This window comes from Methylicorpusculum oleiharenae, from assembly GCF_009828925.2.
GTDB classification, from domain to species: Bacteria; Pseudomonadota; Gammaproteobacteria; order Methylococcales; family Methylomonadaceae; genus Methylicorpusculum; species Methylicorpusculum oleiharenae.
Window position 1 is genome coordinate 4,000,562 of the sequence record NZ_WUTY02000001.1, and the last position, 18,483, is coordinate 4,019,044.

Genomic DNA, 18,483 nt, shown 5'->3' on the forward strand with positions numbered 1-18,483 from the left:
AAGAGTTTTGTTAAAACTAAAGAGTCTAACGGAATGGCACCTATTAGGCGACAGTTTAATCACTCACGCCGATGCCAGGGGCTTATTTTTGTTAGCCCTTCAAAAGGGCCAATCAATGAACCGCTTAAAGGTGGTTTGCCCTTTATCAAAAGCTATGTTTGCGATAATAGTTGGTGTGGACCCGGTACGGCGTTGATGTCCTTTCAAATACTAACGCGAAAAGGTACCTTAACAAACTCATCAATTCATATCTCTCTCGTGCTTGGGTATGCGAATAGGGTTATATACCTTTCGCACTTCAAATTTCGGCAGTGCCCAAGGAGGCAACGGGGATGGGTATATTCTGATTGGGCTAACTGGCCATCAGGGCTTAGAGGCTAATTTGTTTATGCGCCAGGAGACATCAAAGTAGCAATTCGCGTTTGACGATAAAAAAGGGGAGGCTTAAGATTTGCGAGGATGTCGGCAACAGGGATGCTGCCGCCAAGCCCACACGGATGGGTCTCCGGCGTACCTCGCAAGGCTTACGCCAATCCTCAAAGCCACATAAAAGTTCAAACTGCGAATTGCTGCCATCAAAAAGGCTATGACGTGCTTAAAATCCCGAGTGTGTTACGATGAGAGTAGAAAGGTCGGAACAACAACCATTTAACAGAGGGCCTGCCATGACTTCAATTTTTGCCATTGATGATTTGATCGATGAAGCATTAACTCTGGGGCAATCATAAACATACTTTAAGTCAGTAACTTATTATCAACAGGCTTAAACATGCACTTTAAAAATGACAACCAACCCATTGGGGTTATTATCGAAGTCCATGGGCCCGTGGTTGTTATCGATTGCAACCGCTTACCGCCACTGAAGCAAGCGTTATGCACACGCTTCGACCATACGCTTTATCTTTTTGAAGTTCATCAACACCTGGACGAAAAACTGGTGCGTGCGATTACACTTCATGGCACTGCCGGATTACGCCGAGGCATGATCGTCTTTGATACCGGCTCACCCTTGCATGTGCCTGTTTCCGAGTCTTGTTTGGGCCGCTTATTAAATGTGTTTGGTGAACCTTTGGATGGGGGGCCTGACCTGCCTCAGCAAAATTTCAGAAATATTCACGCAAAACCTTTGCCGCTTTCCGAATCAATCGGCATCTCCGGTATTCTGGAAACCGGAATCAAAGTCATTGATTTACTCTGCCCCTTTGTCAGAGGCGGTAAAACCGGTTTATTCGGCGGAGCCGGGGTGGGCAAGACCGTCCTGGTGATGGAGTTTATTCATGCGATATCGTCAATTCATAAAGGTGTTTCAGTCTTTGCCGGAATAGGCGAACGCATCCGTGAAGCCCATGAATTATGGCAAGAGTTGCAGCGTGCCGGAGTTATGGACGATACGCTAATGGTTTTCGGACAAATGGATGAATCACCCGGCGTTCGATTCAGGGTGGGTCTTTCGGCCTTGACCTATGCCGAGTATCTGCGTGATACCTTACATAAAGAAGTACTTTTTGTGATCGATAATGTCTTTCGCTTCGTACAAGCCGGAAGTGAAATCTCCAGTTTATTAGGACGAATGCCGGCTACGGTAGGGTATCAGCCTACATTGACAACCGAAGTAGCTGAGTTGCAGGACCGTATCCTTTCCAGCCGGCAAGGTGCAATCACCTCGGTACAAGCGGTTTATGTGCCGGCCGACGATATGACCGATCCTGCCGTAAGTGCGATACTCAGTCATCTGGATACCACTGTAGTGCTATCCAGAGACCAGGCGAGCAAAGGCATATACCCTGCCGTCGATCCCTTACGATCAGGCAGTAAATTAATGGACAGAACGACGTTGGGTGAGCGCCATTATGCGGTGGCGGAGGGAGTAAGAGAACACTTGGCCAAGTACAGGGAAATGGAAGATATCATTGCGATGCTGGGCATTGAGGAATTGTCCGAATATGATCGAAAAATCATCCTGCGTGCCCGTAAATTACAACGCTATTTGACCCAACCTTTCTCGGTGCTAGCTGATCACACCAAACAGGCGGGTATGTCGGTACCCTTGAGCAAAACACTTGACGATTGCGACGCCTTCCTTTCCGGAAAATACGATGATCTTTCCGAAGAGCAATGTTATATGCGCGGAGGAATGGAGGTGCCTCATGACTGATTTCGTACTTCAACTTTATGATGCTGCGCATGAGCAAAGGATAGCCGGCGTCACTTCCTTCATGGGCGAAGATGCCTCCGGTAGTTTCGGCATTCTGCCCAATCATGACCGCTTTATGACTGTCCTGGTGTTTGGTTTGGCGCGTTTCCGACAGACGCAAAGTGATTGGCAATACCTGGGTTTACCCGGAGGCGTGCTTTATTTTCACAATAATGAATTAACGGTGAGCACCCGACATTTTATAATTGACAGCGATCTGGAAAAAATCAGTGCCTTACTGGAAGAACAGTTGCTCAAGGAAGAAGAGAATCTTCAGGCAACACGGCAATCAATAAAAAACCTTGAGCAAGCCATGATCAAGCGGATGATGGCACTAAACCGGAAATCGATGGAGTTGCTATGAACAGTCGACTGCATTTGAAAAAAAAGATTGAGAGTCAGATAAAACGGATAAAACAAGCGGATAAAGACCGACCCAATTTATTGTCGCAGACTATTTACATCGGCACGCTGGGTTTAGTCATGGTGCTGCCCATTGTGGCCGGAACCTATTTAGGGCATTGGCTGGATAGCGGCGTACCCGGTTATTCGATGCGCTGGACACTGAGCCTTTTGTTTCTGGGTGTCCTGATAGGAATTGCCAATGTCTATTTTTTAATTAAAGAATTATAGGCATACCCATGGAAAACGAGTTTTATGTTGCCTTAGGTCTGCTGATGATAAGTGGTTCTATCATAACCACATGGGGTATCATGCTGGTCATTGCCTGTCTGGCCTGGATTTCGACGCGACATCTGGAAAGGCTGCCGGATTCTGTGCAAACCACTGTAGAAACTATCGTGTCGGCCATTGATGAAGCCATTCTTGCCGTTGCACCACAACACGGCCGGCAGATTTTGCCTTTCATTGCAACTCTCTGGTTGTTTTTACTGATTGCCAATTTGGTTGGCTTGATCCCCGGCTTGCATTCCCCCACCCGTGATCTGTCAGTGACTTGCGCCTTGGCTGTGCTGGTGTTTTTTTCAGCACACTGGTTTGGCATCAAAAATCTGGGCTTGAAAAACTATCTGCGTCATTATTTATCACCCAGCCCGATTTTATTACCGTTTCATTTGATCAGTGAATTGTCCCGAACGCTGGCACTGGCCATTCGCCTGTTCGGCAATATCATGAGCCTGGAAATGGCTGCTATGTTAATTTTATTGGTGGCCGGTTTTCTGGCCCCTATTCCGATTTTGATGCTGCACATCATCGAAGCCTTGGTGCAAGCCTATATTTTCGGCATGCTGGCTTTGATCTATCTGGCCGGTGCCATGCAGTCTCAACAACCTAACTCATAGGAAACTATCGTGTCAGACATTTCTATTATCGTACTTGGATCAAGTGTTGCGGCAATCATCGGTATTGCATTAGGTGTCATGTTGCCGGCGCTGGCCATGGGAAATGCGATCAGCAGAGCATTGGAAGCTATTTCCCGACAACCGGAAGCGGAACGTTCGATTATGCGCACCTTATTTATAGGCCTGGCGATGATTGAATCGCTGGCCATCTATTGTTTAGTGATCATTTTGATTGTGTTATTCAAAAATCCGCTGCTTGAGTACATTATTAATAAGTGAAAAGCCGAAAATTCCAACATCACGGAACTGCACGTTAATGCTTTTTAACGATTCACCCGTCATCAAATGCTTATGGATTTTAACGTCTCGACCTTTTTTCTTGAAATATTCAATTTCCTGATATTGCTGTGGGTGCTGCAAAGGCTGTTTTATAAACCTTTATTGGAGGTTATCGCCAAGCGCAAGCGCTTTATCGACCAGACCGTCTCCGAAGCCAATACGACCCGGCAACAGGCCGAAGCGCTTCGCGACCAGTATCAAAACCGGCAACAGCAGTGGGAGCAGGAAAAGCAGGCTGCTTTAGACAGTTTTAATCAACAAATTGAAGCGGAAAGAACCCTGCAATTGAATAAACTGGTTACTGATCTTGAGGATGAAAAGCAGAAATTACAGGTAACGGTATCCCGCCAGCAAGAAGAATTCAAAATGCTGGCAGAAAAACAGGCTTTAAAAAACGGCGCCCGATTTGCCGCATTATTGCTGCAACAAACGGCTTCTGAAGAATTGGAAGCAAAATTAACAAGCCTGTTAATCGATAAGCTATCAACTTTACCGGATGAATGCAGTTCTTCACTTCATCTGCTGAAAACCGAAAAATCCATACCCATAAAAATAAGCAGTGCTTACCCCCTGCCTAATGAGCTTCGCGAACAACTCGAACTAAAACTTAACGCATTGATCGATGGCACTATCAACATTCAATATTTTCAAGCTGAGGAATTAATTGCAGGCGTGCGTATCGATATCGGCTCGTGGGAGTTAAATGCGAATCTTCAACACGAATTAAGCGCATTTGCAGAGCTTGCTGATGAAATCGTGTAAGTCAAACAGCGGTATCCGCACATGCCTGTAACCCGTGTTCTTGATCAACAATCTGAATGGTTAGCCAGTTATCAGCCGGGCCTGCGGGTCAGAGAAAAAGGCAGCGTCGTTTCCATTGGCGACGGCATCAGCTGGATCAGAGGCTTGCCTTCCGCCGCAATTGAAGATGTTTTGATTTTTGCCGACGGCAGCCGAGGTATGGTTTTTGACCTTAACCGTGACAGGATAGGTGCAATCTTACTCTATGAAACAGAATATCTAACGGCCGCGACGTCTGTTCGCCTGGCCAAACATTCGCTCAGTATTCCCGTCGGCAACGAATTTATCGGCCGGATTGTTGATCCTATGGGTATGCCGCTCGATGGTTTGGCTGCCCCCACCTCATTAATGCGAGAAAATCTTGAAAAGGCCTCTCCAGCCATTACGGCGCGAGATTTTGTTGAAAAGCCCTTGTACACCGGCATCAAAATTATTGACACCTTGATACCCATAGGAAAAGGTCAGCGTCAGTTAATCATAGGCGATGAAGGCCTAGGCAGAAGCTCGATTGCCATTGACGCGGTGATCAATCAAAAAAATCAGAATGTTATCTGCATTTACGTGTTGATCGGTCAAAAACGTTCAGCCGTGGTCAACACCATAGACATTTTAAGGAAACAAGGCGCGCTTGATTATACGGTCTGCGTTGTTGCAGAGGCTACGGCATTGCCGGGCCTGCAATATATCGCGCCGTTTGCCGGTTGCGCGTTGGCCGATTATTGGATGTCTCAAGGCAGAGATACGCTGATTATTTACGATGATTTATCCACCCACGCCAAAACCTACCGGGAACTTTCGTTATTATTGCGTCGTCCGCCGGGTAGAGAGGCTTATCCGGGGGATATTTTCTTTGTCCATTCCAGATTACTGGAACGATCGACGCGCTTAAATGCTAAAAACGGCGGCGGCAGCATGACCGCGTTGCCTATTGTCGAAACTCAACAAGGGGAAATTTCGGCTTATATTCCCACCAATCTGATTTCAATTACCGACGGCCAAATCTATCTGGACAGCAACCTCTTCGTTTCAGGGTTTCGTCCGGCGATTGATATTACCAAATCGGTTTCGCGGATTGGCGGCAAAGCTCAACACCAAGCAATTCGTGATCAAGCCGGTAAAATGAAATTGGATTACCTGCAGTTTCTGGAATTGGAAACCTTCACCCGTTTCGGGCAACGTCTAGAAGCCTCGATGGAGGAGCGCATCAAACGCGGCAGAATTTTGCGGGAAATACTCAAGCAAGATCGGCTGTCACCGCTGAGCAATCTCTTTCAGCTTGCCTGGCTAAAAAGCTTCAATGGCGGTTATTTCGATGCCGTTGACCTGTCTGAAATTGGGCCAAGGCTCAGCAAAATTGAACAGTTCTCGCACACATCGGGCCTGACTCTTGACAGCAGCGAAGAGCAATGGCGAGGAGCTCTTGATGAGTGGTTTAAACCAATTGCGGAGGCCCAAGCCACATGAGCCAAAGCCGCGAACTGCAACTGCATATTGGGCAAATGAACGAAATACGCAGTATTTTAAATTCGATGAAAAATCTCGCGTTGATCGAAATCCATAAATTAGCCCGCTTCCAGATCATTCAAGGCTGTGCGGTTGCAAATATTGAACAGGCAGCGCTTGATTTTCTGGATCATTATCCGGGGCTTAAAGCGGATGAAACGGATATGACGCATATTTACGTTTTGATAGGGACAGAGCGGGGGTTTTGCGGCGATTTTAATGAACAATTGATACGCGCGATTCCAGTGCAGGCAAACCGGGGTATCATTGCTATTGGCACCCGCTTGCTCAGTAAATTTTCTGAGCATGAGCTGAATCTGCTTGCCTCTATTGAAGGCGCAACGGTAGTTGAAGAAGTACCGGCTGCTCTCAATCGGTTGATTGCGGCGATTAATTCACTGCAAAAAAATTACAGCACTCTGGCTTTGACAGTCATCTACCATGAAAACGAATTCCGAAGCATCAGACAGCGGCAACTTATCCCCCCTTTTTATCCCCAACTTAAACGTAAACCCCTGGCCAATAATCGGCCGTTATTGACGCTTGATCCTGACGCATTTTTCCTGGGTTTGATAGACCACTACTTATTCGCTGTATTACACGAAATCTTTTATATTTCTCTCATAGCAGAAAATCACCTGCGCCTTCAGCACCTGGAAGGAGCCGTCAGGCACGTAGATACAGAAACGTTCAAGTTGCATCGTAAATCACAAATTTACCGTCAGGAAGAAATCACTGAAGAGATTGAGGTCATCCTGCTCAATACAGAAAGTGGTTTGCATGAGGGTTTGAGCAAGACATCAGATTAATGGCCCCAAACAGCATCAATGGTCGTCTATAAGTTTTCCTGATTATAAAGATGTTTCAGCTAACTATTCTGACGCGTCATTCCGGCAGGGATTGCCGGAATCGTGCGCCCACGAGGGCAATTTATCAACAGGGTGGAAGTCCCTGTCGGCGTAAGCCATAACGCCGTAGCTGAAAGTAACTGCGTCATTGCGAAATGGGGTGGAGAGCAACTGGAAGCGAAAAGGCAGTCCGTAGGATAACGAATCCGATTCGGCAGGGCAAGGCGGCGAGTCTGCGATTTCATGACGAAGCCTGAAAATCATCAGTTACGTTGACATGGCGAACGAAACGATAACTGGGCCTACCAAGTGGTTGGGAGCGGAATGTCAGGAAGGTAAGTTGAAGTAAGTGGGGAGACCTGCCGCTGAGGTGACGGTGGCAGGAGTCAGAGCCCTCATAGTAGTGACTCAGTAGATTGACAGAGAGAGAAAAAGAAGTCGCTCCCTGGAGAAGCGGAAAAGAAATCTCCAACAACAAGACGTTGTGTGAAACGCCTCTCTGTTACACGTCCAATAGACTGAAGAAATCACGGTAAGCAAAGCCGTGACGAGCGAAGGGGGGCAGGAAGAGAAAGAGGAGGACTACATAGAATGCAGCTGAGACAAGCTATTTCGTCAGTGTTGGCAACAACTAAACAAGAAACAGACAGCTACGACCGTTGGTCGTGGGTAGAAGCATCACTATGGACGAAACCTATGTTGACAGCGCTGGAAAACGGCGTAAAAGGCGGCAAATGGTTTAGTTTGATGGATAAAGTCTATGCGATGGCAACGCTACAAGCGGCTTGGCAACAAGTGCAAAGAAACAAGGGCAGCCATGGTGTAGACGGGATGAGTGTGGAACGTTTTGCACTGAAGCAGGAGCATTATTTGCAAGAGCTACAACAAGCGTTAAAGGCGGGTAGTTATCAACCACTTCCGGTCAAACGGGTGTTTATCCCAAAAGCAGGAGGTGGCGAGCGACCACTTGGAATTCCAGCAGTTAAAGACCGAATTGTGCAAACAGCTCTGAAAATGATGATTGAACCCATTTTCGAGAACGAGTTTGTCGAACACAGTTACGGGTTCAGGCCACAAAGAGGCTGTAAAGATGCGCTAAGGATAGTCCATAAAGGCCTGAAAGCAGGTCAAACCTGGGTAGTGGATGCGGATATGAAAAGTTTCTTCGATACCATTCCTCATGCCCCGCTAATGGCTGAAGTTGAAAAGCTCATTAGCGATGGTAAAGTTCTGCAACTGATACACGCGTATTTGAAACAAGACATCATGGCTGGACTGGAACGCTGGACACCCAACGCGGGCACGCCCCAAGGGGCGGTCATTAGTCCGTTGTTGGCTAACCTGTATTTGCATTCATTAGACCAACGGATGGTTCAAGCCGGTTACACGATGGTCAGATACGCAGATGATTTTGTGATTCTCTGTCAAAGCCAGGAAGAAGCTCACAGTGCTCTGGTGTTGATTCAGCAATGGGTCAATGCTAAGGGTTTGGCCTTGCATCCAGACAAAACCCATGTGGGGGATTGCTTGGAAGAAGGTCAAGGCTTTGAGTTTTTGGGGTATAGGTTTGAGGCGGGTAAGCGCTGGGTCAGAAAGAAAAGCCTAAAAGCGTTAAAAGACAAAATCAGAAGGAAGACCAAAAGGACACGTGGTGACAGCATGGCAACGATTATAAAAGACCTTAATGCGATGCTTATAGGCTGGTTCAACTACTTTAAACACGCTCATGAATGGACGTTTCCAAAGCTTGACCGATTCATAAGGCGGCGCTTGCGAAGCCTAAGAAATAAACAAAGAACCGGACAATCAGGTTTTGGACGTTCAATACACCTAAGTCAACTGATGCCAAATGCGTATTTTGCTAACCTTGGGCTTTTCACCATGAAAGAGGCTCATCGTATAGCTTGTCAATCCCGATGAGGAAATTCTCGACTGGAGAGCCGTGTGCGGGAAAACCGCACGCACGGTTCGGAGGGAGGGGAGGTTAATAGCCTTCCCTACCCCTATCAGGTCACATGGATAGCTCGAAGCTTACCATCCATGGCACTGGATGCCCGTTTCCCGACGGGCATGACGGGCGCTTGAAACATCTTGCTAATCAGGTAAGTTTTTAGTAGCGGCCTCTTGGCCGCTCCTGCAGATATTAAGATAAGTCAGCCTGTCAAAATCAGGTTTTGGGTAAAGCCGATCCGTTCCCTTTGTTAAAATAAACCTTGCATCTAAGACCTGCAAGAATCTTATGATCCGAATTGGGTAGATTCAATCGGATACCGAAGGTACCGCTGGATGCGTGAATGACCGGGTCGACAACAATCACGCGGGCATGAAAAACAGCATCTGCCGACTGTTCCGCTGTCACTTCAGCGTCCATTCCCACCTGAATACTCCCCAGCATATGGATGGGGGCAATCACCTCGACGTTAAGCGGATCGATTTGCGCGATTTTTAGCACGGGTTGATCTTCCACGTATTCACCGGGAGATTTCAACCGTTCGACCACCACGCCGTCGACCGTGCTCTTTAAATGGCGTTGATCAAGAATTTCCTGAGCATGATCCAATTCCAGCTGCGCGACATGATAGAGTTCCAGCGCTTTTTTATGTTCATAATCGGCTATCACGCTCATCGTTTTGGCATCTTCAAACTCATGAAGAGAAGCGAGCTTTTTGTTATATAACGATTCCAACTGTTCAGAATTATGTTTTTTTAACTCAAGATCGGCTTTACGCGCATGAATATCACCCTCCATTTTGGCTCGTGCTTTCATGAGTCGAACATTAGACTCTTCCACACCCGATTTCAATTTAGCGACAATCTGCCCTTTTTTGACCGTATCGCCGCGCTCAACGGATACCGTCTCGAGAATGCCTTGTACCGGACTGCTGATTTCAACCACATCATGCGGTTCGATCAGGCAATCCAGAGCGTTTTGCTCATCAGCCTGAATAGACGTGCTGGTTACTATCAAAAAAGAAATAATCAATAAATTTTGATGCATTTTGTTCACAGTGAAATCCCTATTCCGCCTTACCTGAAAAAGCCAATAGATTCTGTAGATTTAAATCCATTTGCAATAATGCGGCACGGATCGCCGCATGATGACGCTCTGCCCGGGATTGTGTTCTTTTGAATAAGGCGTGAGCCAACCATCGATAACCTGACCTGTTGCGTTGGCCCATTTTTTTCAAAGCCTTAACTAGCCAGGAGGAACCGTATTTTTTCACAATTTCATCCTCCAGAGACAATACCATTTCATAACTGCCTTGATCACCCTGACGGCCGCAACGGCCGAATAATTGCCGGTCAATTCGCCGGGCTTCATGACACTCCGAAACGATAACGTGCAAACCGCCCAATTCATTGATTCCCGGCGCCAGCTTGATATCGGTCCCTCGCCCCGCCATATTGGTGGCGACCGTAATGCCTCCCCGGGTTCCGGCGTTCTGAACAATACTGGCTTCATCAGCATCTTGTCTGGCATTCAAAACATGATGCGGTAAACCTCGCGCATACAATAACTGACCCAAATATTCTGACGCTTCCACCGAACGGGTCCCTACCAATACAGGCCTGCCCTGTTGATGAATTTCACAGATGCGTTGCACGATTCCTTCCCATTTTTTTTGAGCCGTCACATAGTATTGTGTCGGCAGTTGCTTTTTTTTAATCGCTTTATTGGGCGGTATTCTGATGACCGGAATCCGATAAACCGAGAAAAGTTCTTGCCTCACCTCCTGGGCTGTACCGGTCATACCCGCCAAATGCAGGTAACGCTGAAAAAAAGTCTGATAGCTTATCCGGGCAATGGTTTCCTTTTGATCGCTCATCGCGCACCCTTCCTTGGTTTCTATCATTTGATGCAGCCCTTTTTCCCAGGAGCGATCCGCCATAACCCGCCCGGTAAATTCATCGATAATAAGCACTTTGCCGTCTTTCACCAGATAATGAATATCTTTCAAAAACAAATGCAGCGCGGATAAACCCTGCACTACCAGTTCGCGGCTGCGTCTGCCCGAGGACCAAATGCCCGATAACGGTTCAACCATCTGCTCGACGCGCAGAATGCCCGATTCAGTCAATTCCAGGGCGTGATTACGATGATTGATCAAAAAGTCCTTACCGGCTTTAAGTTGTTCGGCTATCTGCAAAGCTTGCTGATACACCAAAAGCTGTTGAAGCGATTGTTTTTCTCTGGAGAGTATCAGCGGTGTTCGCGACTCGTCGACCAGCACGCTATCGGCTTCATCCACTATGGCAAAACACAATCCTCGCAGTAATAAACGAGCTGATTTAACGTGCTGCTCTGCATATAAATTATTCAATTGCAGGTGCAGACGGCTACTATTTCGACCCAAAACCAGGCGGTCTTTTAAATAATCAAAGGTCAACTGCTTGTTACTGCAATAGGTAATATCACAGGCATAAGCCGCCCGACGGGCTGCAAAATCCATATTTTCGGTAATGGTTCCCACGCTCAAGCCAAGCGCCTGATAAACCGGCCCCATCAACTCGGCATCACGTTTCACCAGATAATCATTGACGGTAACCACATGCACCGGAACACCGGCCATAGCGGCTGTGCAGGCAGGCAGCGTCGCCGTTAAGGTTTTGCCTTCACCGGTGTCCATTTCAGCGATCATGCCTTTCACCATGACCCAGCCGCCTATCAGCTGAACATCAAAATGACGCATGGACAAATGACGCCCTGCAATTTCCCGAATCATGGCAAAAGCGTCGATCATTGTGTCATCCTCGAAACCTTTCAGATGCAAGGCCGACTTAATCTGTTTGATGCGGCTTTGAAGCTCACTGTCGTTGAGCTTTTCGAATTGTTCACCCTGTTTTTTTATTTTTACGGCAATTGATGATAAGGATTTTTGATTATGTTTAAACGTTTGATTGGCAAAATTACCCGCCCGTAACAAGGCATTGTCAAGAAAATTGACCTGCCGACTGGTTTTTTCAGGGTACAAGCCCTGCAAAATACCGGGCTTAAATACGGATCGGCTTGCCATAAAAGATTTGCCCTTGTTCTTTGAAAACAGTTTTACTAAACACTAAACGTTCTTAAAAATAACTGGCGGCCTAAGCGGTACCATTGCAAGGCCAACGGTTCCAGACCGTGATCAAAGCGGATATAAACCCGTTCACCGATGTTTTTAACCTCAGTACCGGGCGGAAAAGCCAGTTCGAGATGAAAAACAGGCTCGAAGGCCTTTTCGCCTTTTTCATCCGCCGGCTTGACAGGGATGGTCCCACCCCCGGTTAAACCCAGTGCAGCGCTGGGCAGAACATCCGAGGCTGCAGGGATCTCACGCAGTATCGCGGCCGAGGACAGTTGCCTGATGTTCCCCGCCAAACGCATTTCGACCTTGCCGGTGTGTGCTCTGACCAAACCGATATTGTCTTGCGTGACCACCGCACGAACAGTAGTAATGGGGTAATTGACAACATAGCCCACCAAATCGCCCTTATGCAAAAAACGGTCTTTCAAATCTTCGGCATTGGGGACGATAAAAACACCGTGACTCTCGCTTTTTACCGTCAAACGATCGATGCGTTCGGTCAAATCCGCCATTTCAGCATCGATCGATTTAATCTGCTCTTCAATGATCTGTGCTTTAACCCTGTCTTCGACCCGGAACTCATTCAGTTTTGATTGCAATTCTTCCCTCTGGTAATGAAGAATATTTTTCTTCAGTTTCAACAGAGGATCATCCATCTCTACAAGTACGTCACCCGCTTGAACAACGGTATTGGACCGCGCTTTCAGTTGAACCACAAAACCTTCAGCTCCGGCGCGCACTTTCGCCTGTTCCGGCAACCAGACAATACCTTGCGCATAGGTATTTAGAGGCATAGGAAATAACAGCAGAAAGCCTGAAACCGTCAGCACCAGAGACGCACTGGTGGCGATGACTCTGACCCTGTTTTGCTGAACCATCGGATTATTGAAAATAAACCGCAGGCTTTTTCCCAATGGCACCAAAATCATGGTTCCAACCGCCCATAGAGCGAGGATAATGCCTATCAGAAAAAATTTGCTGGCGACAAAAAAGGTGATCGAAAACGTAATCAACATCCTGTAACAAAAGGACACCGAGCCGTAAATCAGAAACCACAAGCGCTCGCCTTTAGCGCTCACCGGAGAGGTCAGATTCTTTAATCCGAAGACATAACGCTGAAACAGATAGCCGATATAATTGCTGGCGCGGCTGCCTAAATTGGGAATTTCAATCAGATCGGCAAAAATATAATAGCCATCGAAGCGCAAGAGCGGATTACCATTAAAAAACAGGGTCGAAACACCGCCTAATAACATCACGTTATAGGCAATGGCCCGGACCACGCCCGGCTCCACATTTAGCCATACAAATAACGCTAAAGCAGCCAGAAATAATTCGACCGCCATCCCTGCCGCACCGACAACGGCCCGTTTTTTTTTATCCCGGAAACCCCACGAACTGGAGGCATCAACATAAGGAATGGGCATAAAAACCAGCAGCATAACGCCCATTTCATGAACTTCGCCTCCCCATACCTTGGCAGCAAAGGCGTGACCCAATTCATGCAGCAGCTTTACCACTGGATAAACAAAAAACAACAGCACCAGATTGCCGGGCTCCCATACCCGGTCGGACACATTCATGGACAGATCAACCCAATGAGCACCTGCCAATATTAAAGCGGTAATGACGACGCTCAGCCACAACAAGGCACCGAACCAGCCAAACAAGGGTCTAACCAAAAAAAGCCAGCGATCGAGAAAAGCATCCGGGTCCCACAACGGAAACCTGATAGATAAAGGGCTTTTGATCTTTTGCAGCCATTTGCTGCGCTGTTTCCGCTCATACCGCTGAAACAGATCCAGCGTGTCGGGCGGAACATCGCATAACAACAAATCACTGCTGTGTAATTGCCCCAACAGCTTGACCATTTCATCCTGGGTCGGCGCATCATCGCCCAACTGTTCAAGCGCTATTTCCCATATCTCCTGAAAATGTCGCCGCCCGTTCATCAACGATATGATGTAGTGCGCCTGCGGAGAAAAACGATGATTAAGACTGCTGGAAAAATCCTGCAAGACATACCAGAGCTGCCCCCGGTAGTGATGCCGATGAATTTGAACATGTCCTTTTAACCGGGGCTGCAAACCGGAAATTCGATACCAGGAAGAACTAAACATCGATTCAGACATGGTGCTTCTCCGTTATAAGCCTTCCGGCCACCAGGTCCATAATGACAAGCGCAACCAATCCAGCAGATTTTTTGTCCATATCCAGATTATTTTACGTTCACCGATACGAATTTTACCCACGCCCTCCATGCCCGGCCTTAAAAAATCCAGCTTATTTTCCAGTTGCGCTTCAACACGAAAATAATTGCGCCCCTCCTGGGTCTCTGAAACCGGTGTTATTTTATTGACCACGAAAGGAATGACTTTTTCCGAAAGCCCTGTTAAAACCAGCTCACCTTTTTGGGCGACCACAATATCGGTAATATCGCGCTCATCCACTTTCAAAACGACCCGGTAATCCTCCAGCGGCGCAATTTCAAACAGGATGTCTCCCCGCTGCGATGGCGCACCCAATGATTGACTCAAGTCGCCGGAGACAATCACGCCATCAAACGGCGCTTTCAATTGCACTCTTGCCAGTTGTGCTTCAGTGATCGCCAGCTGAGCCTGCACTTGTCCAATTTGAGCATTCAGCACACTGATTTTACTGCGCTCGGATTGACCCAATGCATCCCGGTATTCTTTGAGATACTGTTCTTTTTGACTTTCCCATTTGGTTCTTTCCAGAATCAGGTCGGTGTCATCCAGTTTGGCCAATAAGGTGTCCTTTTTGACCAGATCACCGGGCCTCACATAGGCTTCCTTGATATAACTGTCGAAAGGTGTCACAACGACCCGTTGAATAGCACCTTCCAGTTGCGTATCGGCCGATATTCGGTAATCACCGGTAGCGAACAGACAAAACAACAGGGTTCCCAGCGCGATAACGGCGCCCAGCTTCAGTCCACCATGCGCGGGTCCCACTAATTGGCCATAAACGCGCTTGATGGAAACCCATACTTTTTGCCCCAGCCATAAATCTTCCTTTCTTTTGGTTTCCAGAATAGGTCCGACTAAGGATGCGATGGTTTCACATAATTCCACTGTGTGCCTTTCAAAAGAACTGCCCGGAGGCCGTTCCAGCGTAAGCGCACCAAAGACCTCACCGGCACTGCAAAATGGAATGGTGCAAACACTGCCACTACCCTGATCACGCAACAGCTTTTCGTGGCAGCGGCTGATCTGGACGCTATTTTCATCCAGTGACGGATAAACCACAGACGCCATTTGCTCCAGCGCCTCATCCATAGCCAAGCCTATGCTTTGAATCAAACTGGATTTTTTGGCGAAATCGACGCTGTGCGAAAGTGCATTCACCTGGATGAATTTACCTTTCAGAAAACCAATACTGACTCTGTCGCATTTTAGTAAAGTGGCGAGTTCTGTTGCTACGGAAGTGGCCGATGCCTGAAATTTTTCATGTTCCAGACTGGCGGTTATTAACTCTAGAACAGTGACTAACTGCTGATTTTCAGGGGTATATTTTTTTCCTTCCTCGCGCCGGATAAACAATTCCAGCCAACTTATCCCCCATTGCAAATGGCGCATACTGGCACGCATTAAAGGCTCGGAACGTGCCACGATTTCAAAGGCCACCACACCGTAAAGCTGTTCACTCAGCATTAACGGGAAGCCGATATGACAGACCGGTATGTTTAATCCCGGATCGCGCTGACCTTGGTTTCTCAAAACCCCGCGCCTTTCATGCAACGCAAGTTCGGCGGCATCAGTCAAACCCAAACAGCCTCTTTGCCCTTCCGGCCAAAAAGAAATGGGAACAAACGAACCGCTTTCCGGTTTTCCGAGAATCACGACTCCGCGAGTAACCCCGCTCAGCATTGCACATTGCAACCTTAACCAGTAACCGGCCGCTGTTTCCAAGCGGGTTGCTTCGTTAAACTGCTTCCATAATTTTTGATAATTCGTTTGAAAATCCGTATCGGATTCAAGAAATGCGACACCGGACAACAGTCCGCCGCCTTGCCCTGCTTTGATCCAGCAAACTTGTGCCCGTTGACTTACCAGACCAAACGGCATGCTGTAAGTCATGGTCAGAAAATTGGACTTTTCAAGATGGGATTTTGACGCTTCTGCAACACGGACCTGCAATCCAGATCCGGACTTATTTTCTATCGTGCCGATGACTTCATGATCATCGCAATGAATGATGACCGTACAACCGGGTTCAACAGGCAGACGCGCTTCATTGCGAAGCTCCTTACTTTGTGATTGCTGATTGATATCCATGCCTGCGTTCAAGTTAAAACATTTATCAGTAAGCCGCTTGAAATAACAAGCAACTGGCACTGATCAAACTGATGGCTAAACAGGGTGTAATTTTCATCAATCATGTTGCAGGCCGGTTAACTGAAAAAGGTAAGTGACTTCTGTTGTAAAAACAAGCGGGGGATTTTTAGCTCAGGTTAAAGAAAGCAAACCTTTGAAATAAACCTGTCTTTGATCGGCTTTATTCAAGAAGTGACGCAAGGGAACATTCATTGATTCGTTTGGAGAACGCCTTATTTGCTTACCCCTGCCATTTTATTGGGTGTCGGTGCTTGATTTCAAAGGACGCATGAAACGCTCCCTGTAGCTCCAATGCCTCTAAGTTAACCGTTATTTGTAGGAGCGGGCATGGCCCGCTACTACACTATGGCCTATCGATTTATTTCCTCACCCAGTCAAACTTAATGCAATTCTTCTTTCGAGGGTGCAGCGGCTTCATCGACAGCCGGTTTTGCAGCTTCCTGATGATCGGCAATATGTGCAGCCGTTTTTTCCACCATTGCACTGAAATTTTTCATGGACTGTAAATGCAGATAAATCAATTCCAGCTCATCCGTCTTAAAAAGTGCGGCTACTTGTTCATCTGACAGATTTTTCAATCGCTCACGGTTGACAGCCTTGAATCCCGCCAAACGTAATTGCTGCCCGGAGTTCAGCGTAAACTGGGCTTGCATCGGTTCCAATAAATCCAGTTCCTGTAATTTCTTACAAAACAATTGTGTCCGGCGGTACTGACCTTGATAGTCGTTAACAAAGCGCAATACGTTTTCCAGATACTGCGTGCGTTCGCCATCTGCATCAAACAGATGCTCACCGCGTCCTTCCTGGTTATACCCGGCAAACTCCTCGTCTATGCACAACGTGAAAGTCGACTGATCTTCGTTACTGGAAAAAACAAAAGGATAACGTCTGATAAATGCAGGGATATACTTTGCAGTCCAGGCATTTGATTCATTAAGGTAAAGATTTTCATTTTCCCGCATTCCCAGAATGACGACGGGCATCATTGCTTCATCATTGCCGGCAAACACAATACTGTATTCTGCTGCGGCGTGAGGGAATTCCACGGCCACCAAGGGCACCGAGTTAACCTGCCGGGCAAAAGCATAATCGGCGCCGGTTTTCACCGACCAGCCTTTGTGGCGTTGGCTCGATAAGGGTACTGCTCGTTCATAGATTAATAACTGTGTGCTCATTAAATCATTTCCTCATTAATTATAATTACTGAATCCATACTATCCGTCTCCTTGTATTTTTATACCAACCTGATCGAAATTATTCGGCGTAGGTTAGGCTAATCGCAACTCAACAATTAATGCCATGGTCTTGAAATGTTGGTTTGGCTATCGCCAACCACAACCTGCACGGTGTATCACCTTGATTTACAAACTTTTAGCCAATGCCTAATGGACCAATTCGTGGTATTGCGTAGTCAGAACTATCCGATCCGTCAACATTTCCGTGGAAACCCATAAATAGCGAAGACGAGCTTCCAGACATCTTTCATCACAGCCATATAACCGGGTCATAAATTGCCTGGCTTTATTGCCCAATTCATAAGAATTGCCAAGCTTGAAAGGTCTTGAATACAGTTTGCAGTTATCAGACTCAAATGGCACTTTAACACCGGAAACAGCCCGGTATTTAAAACACTCGAACATGTTCGTAATCTGCCGTTTGTTGATTCTATTGACGGTAGCCACAAACCAGGGTTTGCTGATCCCGAATTTAGAGCAGACCGCATCGAGAAAACCGGTGTAATCGGCATGCGGGGCTTCTTCTATGTACAGGTAGTAAACATTGTCTTCAACCGTATCAATCTGAATTGTCCGATCATCAAATTCCGTTCCTAAAAAGGCCGACAATCTGGAAGGATCCGCCTTATATTTTAGGGCTTCATATTGCTTGCTGATCTCTTCGTGACTGATTTTATATAAGAAACTTTTTGTCTCATCCAATATATAAAGCTTGATGACTTCCGTGTCAATATCGTAGGAAACGTTAAATAAATTATCCTTGATAAGGTAATCCGGAAGCCAGTCAAACCCACAGTCCTTGAATATAAAATCTTTGTTATACATATCGCTCAGTACA

15 protein-coding genes are annotated in these 18,483 nt (G+C 47.0%); 9 read left to right on the forward strand and 6 right to left on the reverse strand.

From position 1 onward, the window contains the following. The first annotated feature begins 769 nt into the window (after positions 1–769). From atpD to ltrA, 9 genes are all read left to right on the forward strand, one after another. Positions 770–2,155: a F0F1 ATP synthase subunit beta gene (atpD, locus tag GO003_RS18105; protein ID WP_159654939.1), complete on the forward strand. Its 1,386-nt coding sequence runs from the start codon at positions 770–772 to the stop codon at positions 2,153–2,155. Continuing rightward, positions 2,148–2,558, forward strand: coding sequence for a F0F1 ATP synthase subunit epsilon (locus GO003_RS18110; RefSeq protein ID WP_159654941.1), 411 nt, complete (start codon positions 2,148–2,150; stop codon positions 2,556–2,558). Before atpD ends, GO003_RS18110 begins: the two co-directional genes overlap by 8 nt. Continuing rightward, positions 2,555–2,827 carry an AtpZ/AtpI family protein gene (locus GO003_RS18115; protein WP_159654943.1) on the forward strand — a complete coding sequence of 91 codons (273 nt, stop codon included), beginning with the start codon at positions 2,555–2,557 and terminating at the stop codon, positions 2,825–2,827. Before GO003_RS18110 ends, GO003_RS18115 begins: the two co-directional genes overlap by 4 nt. A gap of 8 nt (positions 2,828–2,835) precedes the next feature. Beyond that, the gene (locus tag GO003_RS18120) at positions 2,836–3,495 is read left to right on the forward strand and encodes a F0F1 ATP synthase subunit A (RefSeq protein WP_159654945.1); all 660 of its coding nucleotides are present in this window, start codon (positions 2,836–2,838) and stop codon (positions 3,493–3,495) included. A 9-nt stretch (positions 3,496–3,504) separates the two neighbouring features. Beyond that, positions 3,505–3,774, forward strand: coding sequence for an ATP synthase subunit c family protein (locus GO003_RS18125; RefSeq protein ID WP_159654947.1), 270 nt, complete (start codon positions 3,505–3,507; stop codon positions 3,772–3,774). Between the two features lie 72 nt (positions 3,775–3,846). Next, positions 3,847–4,596, forward strand: coding sequence for a F0F1 ATP synthase subunit delta (locus tag GO003_RS18130; RefSeq protein WP_159654949.1), 750 nt, complete (start codon positions 3,847–3,849; stop codon positions 4,594–4,596). 21 nt (positions 4,597–4,617) lie between these two features. After that, positions 4,618–6,099, forward strand: a complete 1,482-nt coding sequence (locus tag GO003_RS18135; protein ID WP_159654951.1) for a F0F1 ATP synthase subunit alpha — start codon at positions 4,618–4,620, stop codon at positions 6,097–6,099. Continuing rightward, a complete protein-coding gene (locus tag GO003_RS18140; protein WP_159654953.1) occupies positions 6,096–6,947 on the forward strand; it encodes a F0F1 ATP synthase subunit gamma in 852 nt (283 codons plus the stop codon). Before GO003_RS18135 ends, GO003_RS18140 begins: the two co-directional genes overlap by 4 nt. A gap of 630 nt (positions 6,948–7,577) precedes the next feature. Further along, on the forward strand, positions 7,578–8,906 hold the full coding sequence (ltrA, locus tag GO003_RS18145) for a group II intron reverse transcriptase/maturase (RefSeq protein ID WP_231089068.1): 1,329 nt from the start codon (positions 7,578–7,580) through the stop codon (positions 8,904–8,906). Positions 8,907–9,153: 247 nt separating this feature from the next. On the opposite strand, the gene GO003_RS18150 is transcribed toward ltrA, so the two are convergent. The 6 genes from GO003_RS18150 to GO003_RS18175 all read right to left on the reverse strand — a co-directional run bounded on the left by GO003_RS18150 (position 9,154) and on the right by GO003_RS18175 (position 18,470). Beyond that, positions 9,154–9,984, reverse strand: a complete 831-nt coding sequence (locus GO003_RS18150; protein WP_159658779.1) for an efflux RND transporter periplasmic adaptor subunit — start codon at positions 9,982–9,984, stop codon at positions 9,154–9,156. A gap of 19 nt (positions 9,985–10,003) precedes the next feature. Next, positions 10,004–12,001, reverse strand: coding sequence for a preprotein translocase subunit SecA (locus GO003_RS18155; protein WP_159658780.1), 1,998 nt, complete (start codon positions 11,999–12,001; stop codon positions 10,004–10,006). A gap of 35 nt (positions 12,002–12,036) precedes the next feature. Beyond that, positions 12,037–14,184: a biotin/lipoyl-binding protein gene (locus GO003_RS18160; protein WP_231089069.1), complete on the reverse strand. Its 2,148-nt coding sequence runs from the start codon at positions 14,182–14,184 to the stop codon at positions 12,037–12,039. A gap of 12 nt (positions 14,185–14,196) precedes the next feature. After that, positions 14,197–16,350 (reverse strand): HlyD family efflux transporter periplasmic adaptor subunit, encoded by a 2,154-nt coding sequence (locus GO003_RS18165; protein ID WP_159656884.1) that lies wholly within the window; start codon positions 16,348–16,350, stop codon positions 14,197–14,199. A 440-nt stretch (positions 16,351–16,790) separates the two neighbouring features. Continuing rightward, positions 16,791–17,585, reverse strand: a complete 795-nt coding sequence (locus tag GO003_RS18170; RefSeq protein ID WP_159656882.1) for a SapC family protein — start codon at positions 17,583–17,585, stop codon at positions 16,791–16,793. 207 nt (positions 17,586–17,792) lie between these two features. Continuing rightward, complete coding sequence (locus GO003_RS18175) at positions 17,793–18,470, reverse strand: hypothetical protein (protein WP_159656880.1); 678 nt, start codon at positions 18,468–18,470, stop codon at positions 17,793–17,795. Positions 18,471–18,483 lie beyond the last annotated feature (13 nt).